The organism is Nocardia sp. NPDC057663 (genome assembly GCF_042799895.1).
GTDB lineage: Bacteria > Actinomycetota > Actinomycetes > Mycobacteriales > Mycobacteriaceae > Nocardia.
Window position 1 is genome coordinate 697,874 of sequence record NZ_JBHVHX010000003.1, and the last position, 23,236, is coordinate 721,109.

Annotated in this window: 13 protein-coding genes; 7 read left to right on the forward strand and 6 right to left on the reverse strand. The window is 70.1% G+C overall.

The genetic code is table 11. The features are described 5' to 3' along the window. Nucleotides 1–238: 238 nt before the first annotated feature. The 4 genes from ACFVAV_RS11145 to ACFVAV_RS11160 all read right to left on the reverse strand — a co-directional run bounded on the left by ACFVAV_RS11145 (nt 239) and on the right by ACFVAV_RS11160 (nt 8,874). A complete protein-coding gene (locus ACFVAV_RS11145; protein WP_379033455.1) occupies nt 239–4,708 on the reverse strand; it encodes an SbcC/MukB-like Walker B domain-containing protein in 4,470 nt (1,489 codons plus the stop codon). 4 nt (nt 4,709–4,712) lie between these two features. Continuing rightward, nucleotides 4,713–6,095, reverse strand: a complete 1,383-nt coding sequence (locus ACFVAV_RS11150) for a DUF2398 family protein (protein ID WP_379033458.1) — start codon at nt 6,093–6,095, stop codon at nt 4,713–4,715. After that, complete coding sequence (locus tag ACFVAV_RS11155; protein ID WP_379033461.1) at nt 6,092–7,651, reverse strand: TIGR02677 family protein; 1,560 nt, start codon at nt 7,649–7,651, stop codon at nt 6,092–6,094. The genes ACFVAV_RS11150 and ACFVAV_RS11155 overlap by 4 nt, the downstream gene beginning before the upstream one ends. A gap of 83 nt (nt 7,652–7,734) precedes the next feature. Continuing rightward, nucleotides 7,735–8,874: an XRE family transcriptional regulator gene (locus tag ACFVAV_RS11160; protein WP_379033464.1), complete on the reverse strand. Its 1,140-nt coding sequence runs from the start codon at nt 8,872–8,874 to the stop codon at nt 7,735–7,737. Nucleotides 8,875–9,207: 333 nt separating this feature from the next. On the opposite strand from ACFVAV_RS11160, the gene ACFVAV_RS11165 reads away from it, so the two are divergent. Then, nucleotides 9,208–9,513, forward strand: a complete 306-nt coding sequence (locus ACFVAV_RS11165; RefSeq protein WP_379033467.1) for a hypothetical protein — start codon at nt 9,208–9,210, stop codon at nt 9,511–9,513. Here ACFVAV_RS11165 and ACFVAV_RS11170 read toward each other — a convergent pair. Continuing rightward, the gene (locus ACFVAV_RS11170; protein ID WP_379033469.1) at nt 9,415–11,958 is read right to left on the reverse strand and encodes an AMP-binding protein; all 2,544 of its coding nucleotides are present in this window, start codon (nt 11,956–11,958) and stop codon (nt 9,415–9,417) included. The two genes, ACFVAV_RS11165 and ACFVAV_RS11170, sit on opposite strands and share 99 nt — an antisense overlap. Nucleotides 11,959–12,030: 72 nt before the next feature. Continuing rightward, nucleotides 12,031–12,915 carry a PAC2 family protein gene (locus ACFVAV_RS11175; RefSeq protein ID WP_379033472.1) on the reverse strand — a complete coding sequence of 295 codons (885 nt, stop codon included), beginning with the start codon at nt 12,913–12,915 and terminating at the stop codon, nt 12,031–12,033. Between the two features lie 137 nt (nt 12,916–13,052). Here ACFVAV_RS11175 and metH point away from each other — a divergent pair, with 137 nt between their 5' ends. The 6 genes from metH (at nt 13,053) to ACFVAV_RS11205 (ending at nt 23,185) form a co-directional block, all read left to right on the forward strand. Further along, nucleotides 13,053–16,649 carry a methionine synthase gene (gene metH, locus ACFVAV_RS11180; RefSeq protein WP_379033475.1) on the forward strand — a complete coding sequence of 1,199 codons (3,597 nt, stop codon included), beginning with the start codon at nt 13,053–13,055 and terminating at the stop codon, nt 16,647–16,649. A gap of 219 nt (nt 16,650–16,868) precedes the next feature. Next, a complete protein-coding gene (locus ACFVAV_RS11185; RefSeq protein ID WP_379033477.1) occupies nt 16,869–18,740 on the forward strand; it encodes a serine/threonine-protein kinase in 1,872 nt (623 codons plus the stop codon). A 72-nt stretch (nt 18,741–18,812) separates the two neighbouring features. Next, complete coding sequence (locus tag ACFVAV_RS11190) at nt 18,813–19,508, forward strand: HAD family hydrolase (RefSeq protein WP_379033480.1); 696 nt, start codon at nt 18,813–18,815, stop codon at nt 19,506–19,508. A 155-nt stretch (nt 19,509–19,663) separates the two neighbouring features. Next, entirely contained in the window at nt 19,664–20,527 is an 864-nt protein-coding gene (locus ACFVAV_RS11195) for an arpA protein (protein WP_379033483.1), read from the forward strand. A 12-nt stretch (nt 20,528–20,539) separates the two neighbouring features. After that, the gene (locus ACFVAV_RS11200; RefSeq protein WP_379033486.1) at nt 20,540–21,355 is read left to right on the forward strand and encodes a class I SAM-dependent methyltransferase; all 816 of its coding nucleotides are present in this window, start codon (nt 20,540–20,542) and stop codon (nt 21,353–21,355) included. 9 nt (nt 21,356–21,364) lie between these two features. Further along, nucleotides 21,365–23,185, forward strand: a complete 1,821-nt coding sequence (locus ACFVAV_RS11205) for a choline/carnitine O-acyltransferase (RefSeq protein ID WP_379033489.1) — start codon at nt 21,365–21,367, stop codon at nt 23,183–23,185. The last annotated feature ends 51 nt before the right edge of the window (nt 23,186–23,236 follow it).

Here is a 23,236-nt window from a genome sequence, read left to right on the forward strand (position 1 = left end):
ACTTGCTGATGGCGTGCGATGGCGACCGCACCGTGACCGTGCCGGCCCGACCGGGTCGTCGCCGTCACGTGAGCAAAATCCTGGCAGCACTGAGGATTTCGAGCAACCGATTCCGGGAAATTCGATGCGACAATTCCCGGTGGAGAAAACCGGTCGGTCTCGGGTGTCCGGCAATTCCCTGGCCACCACGGTGTCGCCGTCGCAGCGTGGCGTCAAGGCCGGTTGCGGCACCGGGTGTTCAGCCCACCCGCGCCGGTTCGCCCGGCATGCCCTCCAGAGTGAGTCCACCCTCGATGGTGTTGGGGACGCGGCGCCGGTTGGGTGAGCCCAGTGCGGTGGTGAGGTCGCCGCCGTCGTGCTCGGCCAGCAGCTCGCCGCTGTCCCACACGAGCAGCGTCGCGCTGACGGTGTTCTCGGCGGTCGAATGCGCGAGGTCGTAGTGGGCGCAGCCGGGGACGTGCCCGTAGGTGATCCACAGGTCGTAGCCGGTCATGAACAGGTCGAGATCGAATTGCACACTCAGGCCGAGCAATTCGCTGCGGCCGTTGTCGTCGACACCGGCGAACGCCTCGTCCAGCGCGAGCAGGCGCGGTGCCTGCGGATCGGCCGAATCGAGCATCACGTGCGCCGCCGCGAACAGCGGCAGGTGCAGCGAGACCGACTGCTCGCCACCGGAGAGCGCGCTGTGCCGGGCCACGGTCAGCTTGTCCTCGCTGCCGTCCCCGTTGATGAGGGTGAACGAGAACACCCGCCAGGTGCGGTAATCGAGCGTGGCGGCGAGGATCTCGGGGTAGGACCGCTCCGGGTGGGCGGTGCGGGCCGCGCGGATCTCGGCGGCGAAGTGGGCGCGGACCGCACCCAGATCCTCCGGGCTCAGCGCCGCGGTGTCGCGGTCGAGCAGCTTGCACATGGCGCGGGCGGCCTCGGACAGGCCGTCGGCCAGCACCCAGTGCACCCCGATGGTGTTGCCCGAGGACATCCGGCGCTGCTTCATCTCCGCCCCCATGCGGGAGATGAGTTCGCGTGCGTCGCTGGTGCGTTCGTGGATCTGCTGGGCCAGGCCGGTCAGCAGCGCGTCCTCCAGGATGCGGCGTTCGGCGTCGGTGAGCAGCAGTTCCTGATCGCGGCGGGCGGCGTCGATGCGGGCGGCGAAATCGGCGAGCGCGGCCTGGCCGTTCTCGTCGTGCACGGCCACCACGGTGAGGCCGTCGGCGGCGTCCCAGTGCAGCCGGTAGTCGCGGCCCGAGGCGGTGAGCGCGGCGTCGAACTCCTGCAGCGCGCTGGTGACCGCCGAGCGGGTGGACTTGCGCCCGGCCTCGGTGGCCCGCACCTGGGCGGTGGCGGTGTCGAGATCGGCGAACAGGGCGGCCACCTCGTCGGGCAGCACCACCGGATCGGTCTCGGGGCCCGCCGCGACGATCCGGTACTGCAGCTGCTCCGGCGTCGACCAGGCGGCGTCGGTGCTCGGCCAGTGGTGCTCGACGGCCGCGCCGAGCAGGCTGAGCAGGTCGGGCCGGGCATAGGGCGCGAGCGAGCGCACCTCGGCCAGTACCTCGGTGAGGGCGGTGGCGAGGGCTTCGTTCGCGGTGCGATAGGCGGCCTCGGCATCGCCGACGGCTTCGATCGCGGCATTGGCGGCCTTGCGGGCGGCCCGCTGCTCGGCCTTGGCGGCCTCGATCGCGGACCGCGCGGCCTCGAGTTCCCGATCGATGTCGGCGGCGCTCGCACCCAGTGCCTCGCGGAGCGTCTCGAGCTTGCGTTGCTGCTCGGTGTATCCGAGCCGGGCCGCCTCGGCCTCCTCGGCGAAGGCCTCGGCCAGCGCCCGCGCCTCGTCGTGGCGGTCGGCGCCCTCGCGTTCGCGTTCGCGTTCCCGCTCGTGCTCGGCGCGCAGCCGCAGCAGTCCGGTGCCGGTGTTCTCGAAGTGCCGGATCGCGGCGGCCAGCGCGTCGAGTTCGCGGGCCTCGGTCGGAGTGCGGTGCGCCTGGGCGGTGGCACGCAGCTTCTTGTCCATCGCGGTGGCTTCGCCGACCGCCTGATCGAGTTCGCGTTCGGACTGGGTGACGGCCTCGGACCTGGACCGCATGAGGCCGGCGGTCTCGGCGACCGCGCGGAGGGCCGAGGTGATCGCGGAGGGGCGGGGGAGCGCTTTGGTCGCCGCGCTGATAGCGGCCAATTCGGCTGTAGCCGTTGCTTCTTCGGCTTTCGCGGCGTCGGCCTCGGTGGTGGCGGCGTCGATCGCCGCGTCGAGCTCGGCTTGGCGCAGTTCGCGGCGTCGGGCGCGCGCGGTCGCACCGAGGAATTCGGCCTCGGACTTCGTGTGGCGGCCCACGTGCAGGCCGTGGCGATAGCTGCCGGAGGGGCCGATGACGACGGGGGCCGCGTCGCCCGCCGAGGTCAGCGGGACGCGGAGAGGCTGGAGTTGGGCCGAAACCATCCCGGTTGTCGCAGCCGCGGGCGTGGTCGCACCGGTCATCGCGCCCGTATCCACCGTCGCGTCGGTGGCGGATGCCTGCGCAGTATCCGATGCCGATGCGTCGTCGAGTGCGATCGAGGCGAGGACGTCGGCGACGGTCGCGGTCGGGATCGACAGGTCGTCGGAATTCTCCTCGACGACAAGGACTTCGGCGAGTGTGCGGCCGGTCGGGCGGTCCTCGGTGGGCAGCGGGAGCAGGTAACGAACACCGTCGACATCCGGCGGGAGGTCGGGGCCGCAGATCCAGGCGTCGAGGAGGCCGGCTGCTTGCAAGGCGGCCTCGATGCCTGCGGCTTCGGCGGGAGTTACCGTGTCCGCGAAGCGAACAAGTCGCCACAGGGGCGCGCCGGGCAGACCGTCGTGTTCGCCGGAATCGGTGGGGTGCGGGGGCGGTGCGTCGTCGCGTTCAGCGGCCACGCGCTTGCGTTCGGCGCGAAGGCTTTCCCGGCGCGCGATGGCGGCGGCTGCCCTGGACTTGGCGTCCTGACGGCGGGTGCGGATCTGCTCCTGGAGGGGCTCGCAATACTCGGCCAGCACCTCGTGTGCGGAAAGAGCGTCCTCGGCGCCCGCGGCGGCGACGGCCGATTCCAAGGCGGCGAACAGGCCGGGGCGATTCGGATCGGCGATGAGTGGTATGTCGGGGCCTACAGCGCCAGAGCCAAGGCCAGAGCCGGTGTCGCCTGACCGACCTGCCAGGTCGGTGCCGTGCCCATCGGGCAGCATGCCGTCGGCAATCGGCGCGAAGACCGCCGAGTTGGTCTGCCACCAGGTGCGCAGGGCGGCAGCGGATTCGGTGCGAGCCAGGGCGACGGCGGCCTCGGCATGGGCCACCTCGGCGGCCGCGGCATCGCGCAGCTCCACCGCACGTTCGGCGAGGCGCTGGGCGCGGGTGCGATCGGCTGCCAGGGATTCCCAGCGGCTCAACGCTTTTCGTACCGCGCGGACGTCGGCATCGCGTTCCTCCGCGTGCCCGCGCACGGCGGCGGTGATCTGGTCGCCGCGGCCGTCGGCGCTCGGCGTCACCCACTCGATGCCGGCTTCCTCGGCGGCGGCGCGCAAGGCGTCCTCGCCGCGGACCAGCGCGGCGGCGGCGGTGCGCACCGCCTCGGCGGCCCGCTCGGCCTCTTCGGCGCGGCGCTGCAGGGTCTGGCTCGCCTCGGCGGCCTTGTCGCGGTGCACGGCGGCCGAGGTCTCGAGCCTGCGGACCGCGTCGGCGAGGTCGTCGAGTTGCTGTTTGCCCTCGTAGGCGCTGGAACGCTGCAGGTTCTCGCGGTCGGCGATGGCCTGCTCGTAGGCGTGGTCGGCCTCTTCGGCCCTGGTCTCGGCCTCGGTGCGGTCGGCCTCGCGGCGAGTGCGCAGGGCGGTCGCCGCGAACAGGGCGGTCGAGGCGTTGGTCACCGCGTCGAGCCGGGTGCGGACCTGGTCGACATCGGTCTTCGCCTGCACCGCAAGGTATTTCCGGTACACGTCGACGAAACGGCGGGTCGCGGTGTCGGCCTGGACGAGCCCGTCGAGGGTGCGCCCGACCTCCTCCATATCGCTGAACGATCGGGCCGCGTCCAGGATCAGCTGCTCGTCGAGCGGCCGCAGACCGTCGGTCAGCGCCTGCGAGAGGCCACGTGGGTCGAGGTTCTTGGCCAGCTGCGGCCTGCGCAGCGTGAGGATCAGGTTGATCAGCTGGTCGTAGCGCTGCACACCGAGCCCGAACATGCGCGCGTCGATGGCGGCGCGGTACTCCACCGGCCGGTCGACGATGGCGTCGCTGCCGATCTGCTCGGCGAGCTGCTTGCGGGTCAGCGGGCGGTCGTCGGGGCCGATGAGGGAGAAGTCGACACCGGCGCGGCCGTCGGCGACGAAGTACCAGCGGGTCACCTTGTCCGAGGACCGGGTGGCGCGCATACCGATGCCGACGGTGACGACCTCCGGATCGTCCCAGCTGCCACGGGCGAACTCCATCCACACATACGAGTAGGCCGACTCCTGCTTGCGGTAGAGCAGGTTCGACTTCATGGTGCGTTCTTCACCGGCGAACGGGTTGAGCCTGCGCGGTTCGATGCGCCCGTCGAGCACGAACGGGAACAGCACTTCCAGGGCTTTGGTCTTGCCCGACCCGTTGGGTCCGCGCAGCACCAGGCGGCCGTCGGCGAAACAGAACTCCTGGTCGCGGTAGTCCCACAGGTTGACGATGCCCGCGCGGGTCGGGACGAAACGCACTCCGCCGTGAATGAGCGACATCTCCTCAGTTCCCTCCCGTTCCGGTGCTGCTGCCGTCGGTGTCGGCGGCGGTGACGAACAATTCCTCGGCTTGACGGACCCGCACGGTGACCACCGCGCCCCGGTATCTGGCCAGCGCGGGCAGCACGAGCAGCCCGCCCTCGACCGGCCGGATCAGCCGCAATCTGGTGAGCAGGGCGACGACCTCGGTGGTGAGCCCGCCGACGTCGGCCTGCCATTGCGCGGCGAAGGTCGCGCCATAGCGATCGGTCAGCGCGGTGACGGTGCTGCGCACCCAGGCGTCCTCGAGGTACGGATAGGTGACCGGCCCGGTGTCCGCGAGGTCTTCGGCGAGGGAATCCGCTGTGGTGTCGAGGGTTTCGGCGTCCTCGGCGAGCGGGGCGAACATGCCTGCCTCGGGGATGGCCGCGTCGAGCTGGTCGAGCAGTGCGTCCTCGTCGGTGGGACCGGGCCGGTGCGGCACCGGATTGTCGATGTCGAGGACCACGTCGGCGATCTCGCCGATGAGCAGCAGCGCCACCTGCGCGAGGGTGCCGGTGCCGGGGAAGCGGGTGTCGGACAACCTGCCCGAGGTGTCGATCAGCGCGACCCCTTCGGCGCGGCGCTCGGCGCGCAGACCCGTGCAGTACTCGACCTCACCCACCAGACGGTCCTGGCCGAGCAGCGCACGTTCGGCGGGCGGGAGGTCTTCCAGGTATACGACGGGCCGCTCCACCAGGGCGCGGCGCACCCGGCGGGCCTGCTCGGCGGGCGCCTGCTCGGTGTCGTCGGCGAGCAGACCGCGCACACTGTGCAGATGCTGCAGCGCCCGCGGCGGCCGGAACAGGGCGAACACCACCGGCCGGTCGATGTCGTAGAGTGCCTCGCCCGCCTCGGGATCGCTGGCCCAGCCACCCGCGTCACCGTCGGCCAGCGTCAGCGCGCCCCGGGTGCCGAGCCAGCCGACCGCGTCGACGAAGGCGTCCCGGTCGGCGGCACGGTCGGTGGACAGCTCGAGGCCGTCGATCCGGCTCGCGTAATCGGCCACGTGCTCGGCCAATTCGGACAGGGTGATCTGGTCGCCCGCCCGGCCGAGCGCGGCCAGCGCCAGTGCCAGATAGGCGTAGCGACGGCGATCGAAGACGCGATCGTTGACGCTGCGCGCGGGCATGGTGTCGTCGAGCCGGTCGTGCACGGGATAGAGCCGGGCCGTGGTCTCGGTGACCTCCAGGCGGTAGCCGAACAACTCGGCGAGGTCCTCGCGTAGTTCGGTGGCCCAGCGCCGGATCAACGGCAGCGCGATCCGGTCGGGATAGACCCTGGTGACCAGGTGATTGGCGAGCATCACCCGGGCGGCGCGCTGGTAGCTGTCCAGGGCGAGTGCGTCGATGCGGCGTTGCTGTCTCATCGTGGCGTCCCCCGTCGCGTCGTCGCGGTGACCTCGAGTCGGCGATTGTTCAGGTGCAGCAGGCCCGCCGCGGTCCGGATGATTGTCGACCCGTCACAGGGACGCACCGTCAGCGTCACGCCGTTGTCGGAACCTGTTGTGCCGTCGACCTTTCCGCTGACCGGCACCCACGCCGTCGAGGCCGCGTCGAGCAGCCGCAGCAGCACCTCGGTCTCCCGCTGGTCGAGCACCCGCTCGTGCACGGCGCCGGTGGCCAGCGAAGCCGCGGCCGCCGCGCGCTCGCGTTGCGCGGCCAGCTGTGCCTCGCGCAGCCTGCGGATGCCCGCGTCGTTGCGCGCGATCCGGGCCGGCGCGCCCGCGGTCGGCGCGCGACCGGTTTCCGCGAGGGTCCGCGAGATCTCCAACGGTGGTGCCTCCCACCAGGACCGGCCCGCCGGAATCACCTCGGCGTCGGGATGTTCCAGCGCCAGATGGCGCGGCCTGCCCAGGCCGAACACCGCGTCGTAGAGCGCGTGCGCACTACCCGTGGTCGGGGTGTCGACGAACCAGGCGGCCAGATGCCGCAGCGCCGATTCGCGGCTGACCCCACCGCGGCGGGTCTCGGTGACCCGACGCAACAGCGACAGCACCGCGGCGATGGCGCTCATCGTCGCCTCCCGCAGCCGGTCGGCCTCGCAGGACTCGTTCGCCTCGCCGCTGCCCGCGGCGACGAACCAGGTGCGCAGGCCGTCCCAGCGCGACCGCCAGTCCGCTTCCCGTTCGGCCGGGCTCAGCAGCACCCGCTCGTCGCAGCTCGCCGCGTGGCCGATCAGCTGCTCGACGCCGGTGTCGGAGACCTCACCGATCGCGGCCGCCAGCCGGGGCGCGAAACGAGCCAGGTCCATGCTGAACTCGCGCATGTGCGCGAGCAGCGCATCCTTGTGCGCGAGAAAGGATTCCGGGGTGATCTCGGTGGTGCGGACCAGATCGCCCAGCGACAGGTAGAAGTGCGCCGCCCGCGCCGCCATGTCGGTGAGGGTCGCGTCGAGCCTGCGCAGCGTCGTGTAGACGCGTTCGGCGTCGCCGTCGCGGTTGGCGGTGGCCAGGGTGCGCAGATCGGTGAGCAGCTCGGGCAGCACCAGGCGCGACAGCGACGCGTCGTCCATCCTCGCCGTCAGCACGCCTGCCACCGCCCGGTACGCCTGGAAACCGGCCTGGGCGAACTGGTAGACGTAGTGCCGGTTGCGGTACTCGGCGAGGGTGGCCGCGCGGGTGCCGTCGTAACTGCGTTCCAGCACGCCCCAGCGATGCAGCTGCTCGAGCAGCGGGCCGATCTCGACGGCGGGCAACGGCACGCCCGCGGGCCCCGCGTGCACGCCCGTCTCGGCCCTGGCGATCCAGTCGGCGACGTCGTCGGCGTGCAACAACACCACGTACGCGGCGCGGGCGCTGTCGAAAGCGCGCAGCACCCGCAGGTAGTCGGCGCGCTTCTCGGCGGTCGCGAACGAGAACAACCGCAGACGCTCGTCCCACAGGGCGGGTACGGCGCTGGGCAGGCCGTCGGCGAGGTCGGTCACCGTAGACAGGTTAGTGGTGGCCGCCGGGCGGTCCTGGGGACCCGTCCCGGATCGGCGCGCCTCCCGCGTCTGGTATTCACGGCTCACCCGACGTTGAGCGAGCGCAGCTGCGCGAGGAACGACCGCGTGCGCGGGTCTCCTGGGTAGCGTTCGATGATCTCCCTGGCCGCCTCGCCCGCGATCCACGCCAGCGACGGCAACGAGCGCCTGCCCGCGGTGAAGGCCGACATGCCCTCCTCGATCGCGCGTTCGAGATCGCGGTCGCGCACGGCGACCACGGCCAGCGTCAGCCGCGCCTCCGACACCCGCATCGGATTGCGGACCGAACCGTCGGGCCGGGTCGAATCGCTGATCACCTGGTGGGCGTAGCGCTCGGCCAGCCGGTCCTGACCGGCGACGCGGCAGCAGTCCATGGCGTAGAAGTCGAACTTCGTCGCGTCGATGACGAAGTGGTTGTCCAGACCGGCCGGATGCCCCATCCGCGACAGGATGGCCCTGCCCTCGTCGAGCGCGGTCTGCACGGCGCGGCGGTCGCCGAGCCGGGCCCAGCCCTTGGCGCGCTGGGCGGCCAGCTGTACCCCGACACTCATCGACGTGGTGCCCGGCATCGCCTTCTCCGAGACGTCGATCGCGCCCCGGAAATTGCCCTCGGTCAGCGCGAACCAGGCCGACATCTCGGCGGCCCACGCGGAGATCTCGACATTGCCCGCCTCGCGACCGAGCGAATCCGCGGCCCGGCGGGTCGCCTCGGCGCCTGCCCGCTGCCCGAGGTCGTAGCCGACGCAACCGACCAGCAACGCCACCCAGCCCGCCAGCACGAGGATTTCCCGATGCTGGCTCAGGGTGAGCCTGGCGTCGAGCAGCGAGGTGATCCGGCGCAGCCACGCGGTGCCCTCGGCGTGCAGTTCGTGCGGGTCGGCGTAGGCGTACTCGCAGCACAGCCGTTCGGCGGTGATCCGCACCGCGTCCAGGGTCGCGCTGTTGACGTCGGACATCCGGAGCCTGCCGATGAACTCCAGGGTGTCCATACCTGTCGCCGATAACAGCTCGTCATCGCGGTTGGGCCGGGATTTGGGGAAGAACGCGGCGGTGACGGTGTCGAACGCGGCCGCGATGATCGGCGCGTAGAACTCGTCGGGGCGCGATTCCCCGGATTCCCAGCGCCGCCAGTTGCGCAGCAGAGTACTGTCCGTCGGCAGGTTGTGGGAGGACTTGGCACGCATCGCGCGGACGGCATCGGCTTGCGACCACCCCCTCGCGTCACGTTCCGAGCGCATCCGGACAGCCCAGACGGGTCGATCATCAGTTGCGGTCACGGCGGTAGTATCCCACCAGTTAACGTTCGGCGTCCCGAATAGGGCATGTAGATGTCATCGGCTTGACATCTGCTGCCGCGGGCCGCGAATACGCATGCTGTAAGCAGGTGCTCGGCCCGCAGACCGGACACCCGCTTTGCAGGAGAGCTTGCAGGGCAACGCAGTACCCCCGCGCGGCGCACGGCGTGGCGCGGGGGGATCCGACAACAGAACAGCGATCCCTATCCAACGGAGGTTCGGGTGGAAGCGTTGATCTATGGATACTTGCGGGACGACCTGGCCGAAGGCCAGAGCGACCAATTGGAGGACGCGCTACGCAGCCTCGCGCGCACTGCGGGGATGTGTTTCGCTGCGACGTTCCATGAATCGACCGCGGGTGACGGTGCGGCGTTCGCCGAGCTCACTCAGGAATTGAAGCGTGCCGACGCCCACCATGTGGTGGTGCCGTCACTCGATCACCTTGCCGGCCAGACGATCCCGCGTGACATGCTGATCGCGAAGCTGGCGCACGAAGCGGCCGCCCAGGTTCTGACCTTGGAGCGCTAGCCGTGGCCACATCCGCCGACACCGAACCACCATCCCGGTAGCGACGGCTCCGGCCGCGAGACAGGCGCACAGTGCGAGCAGGCGCTGGTCGCCGAACACCGGGTACACCTGCCAGTGCAGCAGGTACGCGAACAACGAGCTGTCGGCCACCGTCACCGCCACCACGGCGACGACGGCGGGCACGCGCAGCGCGGGCAACCAGACGAGCACCAGGATGCCCGCCATGACCAGGCGTTCCCGATCGGTGACGCCGAAATACCCGGGCACACTTGCCAGCAGCACGGCGCTGACGATCAGCCGCTGCCAGACTGCCGTCGCCTTCGCTCCGGCCCAGCCGAGAACGAAGTACCAACAGGCCAGCGGTGACAACGGGATATCGCGCTCGGGGTAGAGCCCGAACGACTGCCAGCGCAGCACCAGGGTGAGGCCGAGCAGCGCGAGTGCGAACCAGAACGGCGCCCGCCGCTCCCACCGGTCGATCCGGGGTATCCGCAGCAGCAGAGCCGCGGCCACCGTGCAGTAGACCAGCACCTCCAGGAACCACAGATGCCCCGCCGTGTCGTTGCGCGGGCCGAGGATCTTGTTGAGCAGCAACACATTCTGCCAGCTGTAATAGCCGGGCTGGGCGAGCATGGTGAGCAGCACCCACAGCGCCGTCGGCACCGCGATCATCGCCACCGCCCGGCCGGTGTGGCGCAGCCGGTGCGCGGCAGGCGCCGAGCTCACGGCGAAGCGGGCGAAGTTGTAGCCGGCCACCGCGAGCAGCACGTGCGCCGCGCCCCACACCTCGAACAGCTGGATATGCGAGCCGAGGACGAGCACCATGCCGATCGCGCGCAATGCCGAGGACGTGTCCAGCGCCCGGCCGAAGCCGGTGCGCGAGCGCGGTGCCCGCTCGAGCCGGTCGATCGACTGCTGCGGCCAGTCGGCAGGCAACCTGCCGATGACCCGTTCCAGCCGGGCGGCCGTGGTGACGTAGCTCAGCGAATTGCCGCCCAGCTCCACGAAACTCTGTTCCGGCGAGATCCGCTCGGCGGGGATCGCCAGCGTGTCGGCGTAGATCGACCGGACATCGTCGCCCGTCTCGGCCGGTTCCGGGGCCAGCGACCGCACGGCCGGATAGTCGATCTTGCCGTTGGCCAGGCGTGGCAGCTCGCCGACGGTGACCACGGCGACGGCCGCCGCGGGCAGCCCGGACATCCGGGCGATCAGCGCGGCGGGATCGCCGCGGCCGTTGCCGCTCACCGCCGCGATCACGCGCGCGCCGTCGTCGGCGCATGCGGCACCGAAACCGGCTGCGGCGAGCTCGGATTCGATCCTGCCGAGGTCGATGCGCAGCCCGAACAGCTTCGCGAAGCGGCTGCGCCTGCCGACGACCTGGAACAGGCCGTCGGTGGTGCGCCGCGCCAGGTCACCGGTGCGCAGCGCGTCCACGGTGCGGCCCAGCGCCAGGTCGGCGGGGCGGCTCGCGTAGCCGAGCATGACGTTCGGACCGTGGTAGACGAGTTCGTCGGCCGCGCCGTCGTCGACCGGCTCGAGCGTGAAATGCCCGCCGGGCACCGGTATTCCGATGCAGTCGGGATGCTCGACCGCCTGTTCCGGTGGCAGATAGGCCATTCGGGCCGTGGCCTCGGTCTGCCCGTACATCACGAAGAACTGCCAGCCCGCCGCCGCGCCGAGCCGCGCGTAGGCGCGCACCCGGTCCGGTTCGAGCCTGCCGCCCGCCTGGGTGACGTACCGCAGATCAGGCAGGGACATGTCCGCGAAACCGATCCGGTCCAGCAGTTCCACCGTGTACGGGACCGCGGCGAACGAGGTCGCCCGGTGCGCGCGGAACTCGTCCCAGAACTCGGGGTCGAGTACCGACCGGTCGGTGAGCAGCAGGCTCGCGCCGCGCAGCAGATGACTGTGCACCACCGACAGGCCGTAGCAGTAGAACAGCGGCAGCGTGGTCGCCGCGCGATCCTCGGGCCCGATCTCGAGGTAGCGGGCGATGGATTCGGCATTGGCGAGCAGATTGCGCGCCGACAGCCGCACCAGCTTCGGCGACCCGGTCGACCCCGACGTGCTCAGCAACAGCGCCAGCTCCGGATGCAGCCGGTGGGCCGAGCTCGCGCGCTCGGTAACGATCCGGCCGTGGTCGACGACGACGTCCGGATCGTAGGTTGCGGTGAGTTCACCGGAGAGCTCGCCGGTCAGCAGCACCACGCACCCCGCGTCGAGCGCGCCGAGGTAGGCGACGAGCGAGTCGATGTCGTTGCCCGCGGTGAGCGCGACCAGCCGCCGCTGTGGGCCGAGCCGCGCCGCGAACTCCGCGACACGGTCGGCCAGCTGGGCATAGGTCACCCGGTGCGGGGTGTCGGCGGGCGCTGCCGGGTGCCGGTGCAGCACCGCGATCCGGTCGTCGAATCCCCGGAGATGAGCGACGATCGGGTGGTTCGGCACGCCGAAAAGTCTAGGTGGCGTGCCACCGATATCCGGGAGGTAGGCCGGTGGCGAACTCCCGGTGAACGAAGGTCAGAGGCCGAAACTGCCCGGGCCGCGCCGGCGCAGGTACTTCTCGAACTCCGCCGCGATGGCGTCGCCGTCGATCTTCGACATCGTCTCGTTGAGGTCGATCGCCGCGTCGCCGCGCTCCTCGAGCGAGCGCACGTACTCGTTGATCTCCTCGTCGCCGACGGTCATCTCGTTGACGGCCGCTTCCCACTCCTCGGCTTGTTTGGGCAGCTCACCGAGCGGAACCTCGATGTCGAGGACGTCCTCGACACGGTGCAGCAGCGCGATCGTGGCCTTCGGGTTCGGCGGCTGCGACACGTAGTGCGGCACCGCCGCCCAGAACGACACCGCGGGCACCCCGGCCCTGACGCACTGGTCCTGCAAGACGCCGGTGATCCCGGTCGGGCCCTCGTACCGGGTCTGTTCCAGACTGAACCGCTCGGCCGCCTCGGGGCTGTACGCCGATCCGGTCACCGGAACGGGCCGTGTGTGCGGTGTGTCGGCCAGCAACGCGCCGAGGATGACGACCGTCTCCACCCCCAGCTGCTCGATGAACTCGAGCAGGTCGTTGCAGAAACTGCGCCACCGCATATTGGGCTCGATCCCGCGCAGCAGCACGACGTCGCGGTCGCTCCCGGGGGGCGAACACACCGACAACATGGTCGACGGCCACTGGATCTCCCTGGTCACCCCGTCCACCTGGCGCACCGTGGGGCGGTTCACCTGGTAGTCGTAGTAGTCCTCGGAATCGAGTTCGGCGAGCGGCTCCGCGTCCCAGATCAACTCCAGATGTTCGACCGCGCCACTGGCGGCGTCACCGGCGTCGTTCCAGCCCTCGAAGGCCGCGACCAGCACGGGATTGCGCAACGTCGGCAGTTCCGTCTCGGGGGTTTCACTGGCATCCACCCGGTCAGCCTAGTGTCTTCGGCGAATTGTTTTGCGGTGACGGGCGCTGTTGCGTGTTTCCCGCGCGGGCTGTGTCGAGCGCCACTCGATTCACCCGCATGGTCTTGTGCGTCGGGGCCGCCCATTAGTCTTGAATCATGTCTGCGTCCTTGCCCACGGTGTTCGATACCACGCTCCTCGACACGCTCCGACGGCGTGTCGTCATCGGCGACGGTGCGATGGGCACGATGTTGCAGGCTGCGGATCTGTCACTCGACGATTTCCGCGGCCTCGAGGGATGCAACGAGATCCTCAACGACACCCGCCCCGATGTCCTCGCCGACATCCATCGCGCCTACTTCGCGGCGGGCGCGGATGCGGTGGAGACCAACACTTTCGGCTGCAACCTGCCCAACCTGGCCGACTACGACATCCAGGACCGGATTCGTGATCTGTCCGAGCGCGGTACCCGGATCGCGCGTGAAGTCGCCGACGAGATGGGTCCGTCGGCCGACGGCACTCCGCGCTATGTCCTGGGCTCGATGGGTCCCGGCACCAAGCTGCCGACGCTGGGTCACGCGCCGTTCGTGTCGCTGCGCGACGCCTACACCGAGGCCGCGCTCGGCATGCTCGACGGCGGCGCCGACGCCATCCTGATCGAGACCTGCCAGGACCTGCTGCAGGTCAAGGCCGCGATCACCGGCAGCAGGCGGGCCATGCTCGCCGCGGGCCGCCGGATCCCGATCATCACCCACGTCACCGTGGAGACCACCGGCACCATGCTGGTCGGCAGCGAGATCGGTGCGGCGCTGACCGCGCTGGAACCGCTCGGCATCGACATGATCGGCCTGAACTGCGCGACCGGCCCCGACGAGATGAGCGAGCACCTGCGGCACCTGTCGCGGCACGCGAACATCCCGGTGTCGGTGATGCCGAACGCGGGCCTGCCGGTGCTCGGCGCGAACGGCGCGGAGTACCCGCTGACCCCGGAGGAGCTCGCCGTCGCGATGAGCGGCTTCGTCTCCGAGTTCGGACTGTCGCTGGTCGGCGGCTGCTGTGGCACCACCCCGGAGCACATCCGCCAGGTCGCCGAGGCGGTGCGCCAGGTCGAGACCACGCTGCCCCCGATCGAGGCGCGGCGCACGCCCGAGCACGAGCCGGCCGTGTCGAGCATGTACACCGCGGTCCCGTTCGAGCAGGACGCGTCGATCCTGATGATCGGTGAGCGCACGAATGCCAACGGCTCCAAGGCATTCCGCGACGCCATGCTGGCCGAGGACTGGCAGCGCTGCCTCGAGATCGCCAAGGACCAGACCCGCGACGGTGCGCACATGCTCGACCTGTGCGTCGACTACGTCGGCCGCGACGGCTCCAAGGACATGAACGAGCTGGCCTCGCGCCTGGCCACGTCCTCGACCCTGCCGATCATGCTCGACTCCACCGAACCGCCGGTGTTGCTGGCGGGGCTACAGCACCTGGGTGGCCGCTGCGCGGTGAACTCGGTGAACTACGAGGACGGCGCCGGCCCGGATTCGCGGTTCCAGCAGATCATGCGGCTGGTGTCCGAGCACGGCGCCGCCGTCGTCGCGCTGACCATCGACGAGGAGGGCCAGGCCCGCACCGCCGAGACCAAGGTGGCGATCGCCGAGCGGTTGATCGAAGACATCACGACCAACTGGGGTCTGCTGGAGTCCGACATCATCGTCGACACGCTGACCTTCACTCTCGGCACCGGTCAGGAGGAGTCGCGCAAGGACGGCGAGGAGACCGTCAAGGCGATCCGCGAGCTCAAGCGCAAGCACCCGGCCGTGCAGACCACCCTCGGTCTGTCCAACATCTCCTTCGGCCTGAACCCCGCCGCCCGGCAGGTGCTGAACTCGGTGTTCATGCACGAATGTGTCGAAGCCGGACTGGATTCGGCGATCGTGCACGCGTCGAAGATCCTGCCGATGAGCCGGATTCCCGACGAGCACCGCCAGGTCGCGCTGGATCTGATCTACGACCGCCGCACCGAGGACTACGACCCGCTGCAGAAGCTGATGGCGCTGTTCGAGGGCGTGTCCACCGCGTCGTCGAAGGCGTCGCGGGCCGAGGAGATGGCCGCGCTGCCGCTGTTCGAACGGCTCGAGCGCCGCATCGTCGACGGTGAGCGCAACGGACTCGGCGATGACCTGGACGAGGCTATGCAGACGGTGCCGCCGCTGCAGATCATCAACGAGACGCTGCTGTCGGGCATGAAGACCGTCGGTGAGCTGTTCGGCTCGGGCCAGATGCAGCTGCCGTTCGTGCTGCAGTCGGCCGAGGTGATGAAAACCGCTGTCGCGCACCTGGAACCGCACATGGAGGCCACCGACGACTCCGGCAAGGGCCGGATCGTGCTCGCCACCGTGAAGGGCGACGTGCACGACATCGGCAAGAACCTGGTCGACATCATCCTGTCCAACAACGGCTACGAGGTGGTCAACCTCGGTATCAAGCAGCCGATCGCCACCATCCTCGACGCCGCCCAGGACAAGAAGGCCGACGTGATCGGCATGTCTGGGCTGCTGGTGAAGTCGACCGTGGTGATGAAGGAGAACCTCGAGGAACTCAACGCCAAGGGTGTGGCCGAACAGTTCCCGGTGCTGCTCGGTGGCGCCGCGCTGACCCGCGCGTATGTGGAGAACGACCTCACCGCCGTCTACGAGGGCGACGTGCACTACGCCAGGGACGCCTTCGAGGGCCTGCGGCTGATGGACGAGATCATGACCGTCAAGCGCGGTGGTGGGCTCGATCCCGACAGCCCGGAGGCCGTCGCAGCCAAGGCGAAGGCCGCCGAGCGCAAGGCCCGCCACGAGCGGTCCAAGCGGATCGCCGCCGAACGCAAGGCCGCCGAGGTCCCGATCGAGGTGCCCGAGCGGTCCGACGTCGCCGCCGACCTGCCGGTGCCGACCCCGCCGTTCTGGGGCACCCGCGTGGTGAAAGGCCTGCCGCTGCAGGAGTATTCGGGTCTGCTCGACGAGCGGGCGCTGTTCCTGGGGCAGTGGGGCCTGCGCGGCCAGCGCAGCGGTGACGGGCCGACCTACGAGGAACTGGTGGAGACCGAAGGCCGTCCGCGGCTGCGGGCCTGGCTCGACCGGCTCGCCACCGAGGGTGTGCTGCAGCATGCCGCCGTGGTCTACGGCTACTTCCCGGCGGTGTCCGAGGGTGACGACGTCATCGTGCTCACCGAGCCGGATGCCGATGCGCCGGAGCGGTATCGCTTCACCTTCCCGCGTCAGCAGCGCGACCGGTTCCTGTGCATCGCCGACTTCATCCGCTCGCGCGAGCAGGCCCGCGAGACCGGCCAGGTCGACGTGCTGCCGTTCCAGCTGGTGACCATGGGGCAGCCGATCGCCGACTTCGCCAACGCGCTGTTCGCGGCCGACAACTACCGCGACTACCTCGAGGTGCACGGCATCGGCGTGCAGCTCACCGAGGCACTGGCCGAGTACTGGCATCGCCGGGTGCGCGAGGAACTGACGCTGGACGGCCAGTCGGTCGCCGACGACGATCCCGCCGACATCCTCGACTACTTCAAGCTCGGTTACCGCGGTGCGCGGTACTCCTTCGGCTACGGCGCCTGCCCGGAGCTCGAGGACCGGGCCAAGCTGGTCGACCTGCTCGAGGCGGGCCGGGTCGGGGTGACGCTGTCGGAGGAGTTGCAGCTGCACCCGGAACAGTCGACCGACGCGTTCGTGCTGCTCCATCCGGAGGCGAAATACTTCAACGCCTGAGACACTGACAGGCGTCGGCAGATCGGACCGGTCCCCGCGGGGCCGGTCCGCTGTCGTCGGGTGGCTGTGAGTCTGCTCACGAACCGGCGGCGTGTCCATGGGCCGGGCCGGTTCGTGGACGAGGACAAAGCCTTCAGCACGTAGGATTTTCGAAAGTTTCATCCCGCTGTGGCGCGGAGGGCTGGACGACTCGGCGGTATGGCAGGAGGGGCACACGATATGACATCGGATCGGTTGATCGCGGGACGCTATCGACTCACCGACCCGATCGGCACCGGTGCGATGGGGGTCGTGTGGCGTGCCACCGATGTCCGGCTGCGCCGTACCGTCGCGGTGAAGCAGCTGCTGCTCGCGCCGGGACTCACCGGATCGCAAGCGCTGGAAGCGAAGCTGCGCGCCATGCGCGAGGGCCGCATCGCGGCGCGTCTGCACCATCCCAACGCCATCACCGTCTTCGACGTCGCCGAGGAAGACGGCCAGCCGTGGCTGGTCATGGAATACATGAACGCGCCCAGCCTGGCCGTGAAGCTGGCGGGCGGCGCGACCCTCCCGCCGATCGAGGTGGCCGGGATCGGCGCGCAGGCCGCAGCGGCGCTGTCGGCGGCGCACGACGCCGGAATCATGCACCGGGACGTGAAGCCGGCCAACCTGCTCGTCGGTGACGACGGCACCGTCAAGCTCACCGACTTCGGCATCTCGCATGCCACCGGTGACGTCACGGTGACCGCGACCGGATTCCTGGCCGGCACACCCGCTTACCTGGCGCCCGAGATCGCCCGTGGCGACGATCCGAAGCCCGCCGCCGACATCTTCGCGCTCGGCTCGACCCTGTACGCGGCCGTCGAGGGGGCGCCGCCGTTCGGTGAGGGCGACAATCCCCTCGCGGTCCTGCATGCCGTCGCCAGGGGAGTGGTGCCGGAACCGAAGCACGCGGGTCCGCTGGGGTCGGTGCTGATGTGGCTGCTGACCGCGTCGGCCGAGGACCGCCCGACCATGGCGCAGGCCAGGAAGGCGCTGGAAGATGTTGCGGCAGGGCGCGTGCCGGCGCTGCCCGCCACCGCGACCAAGGTGCTGCCGATGACCGAGGCGGCCACGACGCTGCTGCCACGGCCCGCAACGCCCGCGGGTGGGGCGGCGGCGAAGTCCGGTGCGGCCGCACTGCTCGGCAGCGGGCTGGCGCTGGCCAAGGCGGCCAGGTCGGCGATCACGGGCGGGTCACCTGCCGCGGGAACCGGTGGGGCCGTCGGTGTTTCCGGGTCGGCGGGGCGGCCATCCGCGCTGGGCTCGGACCGCGCGCCGTCGGCGGCGGGCGCGAACGCGGACCGGGCAGATGCCGAACAGCGCGGGGCGCAGGCCGACGCGCGGGGAACCGGCGACCACGAGCGCGCCGGGTCACCTTCCGGTCCACCGCCGGTCGGCCCGAATCCGCCCGCGCGCACCGATTCGCCGAACAACAGCCGTGCCATCCTGCTGCTCGCCGCTGCCGTCGCCGCCTTCACGGTGATGCTCGTCGTCCTGGTCGTCACCCGCGATCGGGGCGCCGATCCCGGTCAGCAGGCGCAGAACCCGGTCACCGTGACCACCGTGGTCGACGGCAAGGTGAGCACCGTCGTGATCGTGCCCGAGCAGGAGACGGTCACCGTGTCCGCCCCCGCGACCGCGGTGCCGAACGGGCCGACGACCACGGGCGCCACCTCCAGCGCCCCGGCGACAAGTACCTCCGGCAAGCCCACCTCCACGCCGTCGCCGACCAGTACGGCGATCACCACCACGCCGTTCGGCCCGCCCACGCCGGACCGGGTGGCTCAGTTCATCGCCGGGTACTACGGCATGCTGCCCGGCAATATCGGTGGCGCCTGGGCGCAGCTCGCCCCCGGCTATCAGGCGCAGACCGGCGGCTTCGGGCAGTACTCCTCGTTCTGGTCGACGGTGCGGTCGGTGACTGTCGGGTCGATCACGCCCAACGGGGAGAACCGGGCGGTCGTCTCGCTGACCTACCACCTCGCCAATGGCACTGTGAGCTCGGAGAACCGCTGGATTCAGGTCAGCGGCACCGGCAACGCGCTGCAGATCGCCGGCTCGGGTGTCTGAGGCGCACCCGCTACCCTGAACGCGACCCGGTGACCGCCGGTCCGACTCCGACGAGAACGAGGCGAGAAACAGGTGAGCGCGCGACCGGCCGCGGTGCTGTGGGACATGGACGGCACGTTGCTCGATTCGGAGAAGCTGTGGGACATAGCGGTCCGCGAACTGGCCCGCGAACACGGCAGCGAGCTGACCGACGAGATCCGCCACGCGCTGATCGGCGCCTCCGGCCCGAACGCGCTGCGCATGCTGTTCGACGGCATCGGGGTCGAGGCCACGTCGCGGGTGATCGCCGAGGCGGGGGAGTTCCTCGAACGCCGCGTCACCGAGCTGATGCTCGGCCCGATCCCGTGGCGGCCCGGCGCCAAGGACGCGCTCGCCATGGTGCGCGCCGAGGGCCTGCGCTGCGCGCTGGTCACCAACACCAAGCGCTCGCTCACCGAATACGGTCTCGACACCCTCGGCCGCGACTTCTTCGACACCTCGGTCTGCGGTGACGAAGTGCCGCACGGCAAACCCGATCCCGCCGTCTACCGCAAGGCCGCCGACCTGCTCGGACTCGACCCGGCCGAGTGCGTGGCCATCGAGGATTCACCCACCGGCGCACTCGCGGCCCAGGGCGCGGGGTGCGGTCTGATTGTGATTCCGTGCGAAATAGCGGTTCCCGAGGCGCCCGGGCGGGTATTCCGGGAGTCGCTGGTGGGTTTGTCGGTCGCCGATCTGCGGGCCGCGCTGGATGTGCGTGACGAACATTTCGGCAGCGCAGCGAGATAGGGCGAAAGAGCCTACCGTGATTATTCCGCGATCGACATAGATTGTATGAAAACTGTTGCCGCACAGCTGATTTCATGACGCTGTGATCTGTCCGGGATAGTCCGGATTTGCCGAAACCCTGGGCGTGTCGGCGAAAGTTCCCGCAAACTGAACACATGACAGGGACGCGGGGGCTTGACGAAATCGTCGACATCGCACGGTATCCGCTCACCGATCTCGGTGGTCCGGGCCGGCGCGCCGCGGTCGAAGCCGCTCGCGCCGAATTGGCCGAGGACGGCTGCACGGTCCTGCGCGAGTTCATCCGGCCGGAGTTGTGGGACACGCTGCGGGTCGAGGGGGAGCGGATCGCCCCACACGCCCACTACAAGGTGGAGCGGGTCAACGCCTACAACATCCCGCTCGACGCCGACCTGCCCGCCGGCCATCCGGCCCGGATCGTGCTCGACCGCGGCAACGCCTTCGTCGCCCGCGACCGCATCCCCGCCGACGCGCTGATCCAGCGGCTCTACACCGATCCGGTCTTCCAGCGGTTCGTCGCCGATTGTTTCGAACTCGACGAACTGCACGAATTCGCCGACCCGCTGGCCGGTCTGTGCCTGAACGTGGTCGAGCCGGGCATGTCGCATCCGTGGCATTTCGACACCAACGAGTTCACCGTCAGCATGCTGACCCGCCGTCCCGAATCGGGCGGTGTCTTCGAATACTGCCCCAACATCCGCGACCCGCACGCCGAGCATCTCGACGACGTGCGTGCCGTGCTCACCGGTGAGGGCGAGCGGTTCATCCGCTCGCTCGAACTGCGCCCGGGCGACCTGCAGCTGTTCAAGGGCCGCTTCTCGCTCCACCGGGTCACCGAGGTGGCCGGTGCGGGACAACGACATTCGGCGATCTTCGCCTACACGGACCGGCCAGGGGTGATCGGCACTGTCGAACGCACCAGGCAGCTGTTCGGCCGTGTCCTGCCCGACCATGTGGCCGCCGCGGCCGACGCTGTCCGAGGTGACCGACTGCTCGACTGAGAGGAACCGCCCATGTCCGTTCCGTTGCACACCACCGGCAAAGCATCTTTCGACGACATCTACGAAAGCCCCGATCCGCGTGCCTACTTCGCGCGGATGAACGAGCTGGACTACCGGATCCCGGAACTGGCCAAGCCGCACTTCCACGAGCAGCTGCGTCAGCTGCGGGCCGCGCGGCCGGACCGGATCCCGACGGTGCTCGACCTGGGCTGCTCCTACGGGGTGAACGCGGCGCTGCTGCGGACCGGCACGACGGTCGACGAGCTGGCCGGCTACTATCGCGACCACGCCGAGACCGACAAGGTCGGGCTGATCGCGGCGGACCGGGAGCGGTTACGCGCCGACCTGATGCCCGACGTACGCTTCGTCGGGATGGACGCCGCACGCCCGGCGCTGACCTACGCCCACGCCGCCGGATTCCTGCACGACTACGTGCACGCCGACCTCGAGGCCACCGAGCCGACCGAGGCCCAGCGCCGTGTGCTCGCCACCGCCGATCTGGTGATCTCCACCGGATGCGTCGGCTACATCACCGAGAAAACCCTGTCCAGGGTCGCCCAAGCGGATCCGCACCGGCGACCGTGGATGGCGCATTTCGTGTTGCGGATGTTCGATTTCGGTCCCATCGCCGAGGAACTCGCCGCGCTCGGCTATCGCAGCGAGCAGCGTCCCGGTATGTTCCAGCAGCGTCGCTTCGCCTCCGCCCAGGAACGTGCACAGGTGCTGGAAGCGTTGGCGGCCAAGGGAATCGACACCACCGACCACGAAGCCGAAGGCTGGCTCTATGCCAACCTGTTCGTGTCACGCCCGCACCCCACCGAGACCTGAGGATCTGGATTGAACCAACCGACGTTCGCCGCCGAAGACAGCCTGCCCCGGGTACCGCTGCCGACACTGGACGACAGTTGCGCGCGGTTCCTGCAGTGGTGTCAGCCGCTGCTCGGCGCCGAAGAACTCGCCACCACCGAGGCCGCAGTCGCCGAACTGCTGCGGCCCGGTGGGGCAGGCCGGACCCTGCACGCCGCGCTCGCCGACTACGACGCCACCCCGGGGGTCGGCAGCTGGCTCGACGAGTTCTGGCCGTCGCGGTACCTGGGCCGCCGCGACCGGATCGCGTTGAACGCCAACTTCGTCTTCCTGTTCCGCGACGACACCCCGCTGGCCGCCTCGACCGTGGCGGGCCAGGCCGAGCGGGCCGCTGCGATCATCGGCGCCGCCGTGGACTACAAGCTGTCGCTGGACCAGGAGCAGATCCCGCCGGTCACCCAGCGCGGGCAGCAGCTGTCGATGTGGCAGAACGAGTACCTGTTCTCCGAGACCCGCATCCCGGGCGAGGTGCAGGACACCGTGCGCAAGCCCTACAGCCCGGAATGGCCGGGTCCGTCGGACGCGCGCCACATCGTGGTCTTCTACCGCGGCAACATCTTCCGGATGGACGTGATCGGTGCCGACGGCGCGCCGTACGCGTTCGAGGACGTGGTCGACGGGCTGCGCGCGGTCATCAAGGGCGGCACCAAGCCCGCGGCCACCGACACCTCGGTCGGGCACCTGACCACCAAGGCCAGGGCGGAGTGGGCGCGCAGCCGGGCCACCCTGCGTGCCGAGGCGGCCAATGTCGCGGCCTTCGACGAGGTCGAGACGGCGCTGTTCGCGGTCTGCCTGGAGGATTTCACCCCGCGCGACGAACTGCACGCCTGCGATCAACTGCTGCACGGTGACAGCGCCAACCGGTACTTCGACAAGTCGGTGTCGTTCATCGTCTTCGCCGACGGCCAGGCAGGCATCAACATCGAGCACTGCGGTCTCGACGGCACCACCGTGCTGTCGTTCGTGGACACCCTGCTCGAGCGGACCGCGCAGGACCACGCCGCCACCAGCGGCGCGCGGGCCCAGGGGCTGCCGCAGGTCGAGCCGATCGAGTTCGTCCTCGACTCGGCCGCCCGCGCCGACATCGCGGCGGCGGGCGCCGACTTCGCCCGCTTCGCCGCCGACACGGCGACCGCCCTGGTCTCGTTCGACGACTTCGGCACCGGCGCGGCCAAGAAGCTGGGTATCTCGCCCGACGCCTTCGCCCAGCTGGCCTACCAGCTCGCCCACCGGCGCAGCAAGGGCCTGACCGGCGCCACCTACGAGTCCATCGCGACCAGGCAGTTCCGCAACGGCCGCACCGAGGCCATGCGCGTGGTGACCCCGGAGATGGTGGCCTTCGTCGACGCGATGGTCGACGATTCCGTCGAGCGCGACGGCAAGCTGGCCGCGGCCCGCACGGCGGCGTCCGCGCACGTCGGCCGGGCCAAGGAGTGCCAGGCGGGCGAGGCGCCCGAGCAGCACCTGTGGGAACTGCAGTGGATCCAGCGCCGTCGCGGTGCGGAACTGGGTGTCGCCGACGAGCAGATCGCGCTGTTCGACAGCCCCGGCTGGACGATCATGCGCGACGACTACCTGAGCACGAGCTCGGCCCCGTCGGTCCACATCCGCTACTTCGGTTTCGGCTCCACCAGCCCCACCTGCATCGGCATCGCCTACGTGCTGCTGCCGGACCGCTGGAACATCTACCTGGCCACCCCCAAGTCCGTGGCCGACCAGATGTACGCCTTCGCCGACCACCTGCGCACCGCGGTCGCCGACCTGCGCGACCTGCTGGCAGACCCCTCCTGACCGGTACCCGCGCATCGTGGCCGCGAGCGGCTGCGGTGCGCGGGAAAACCG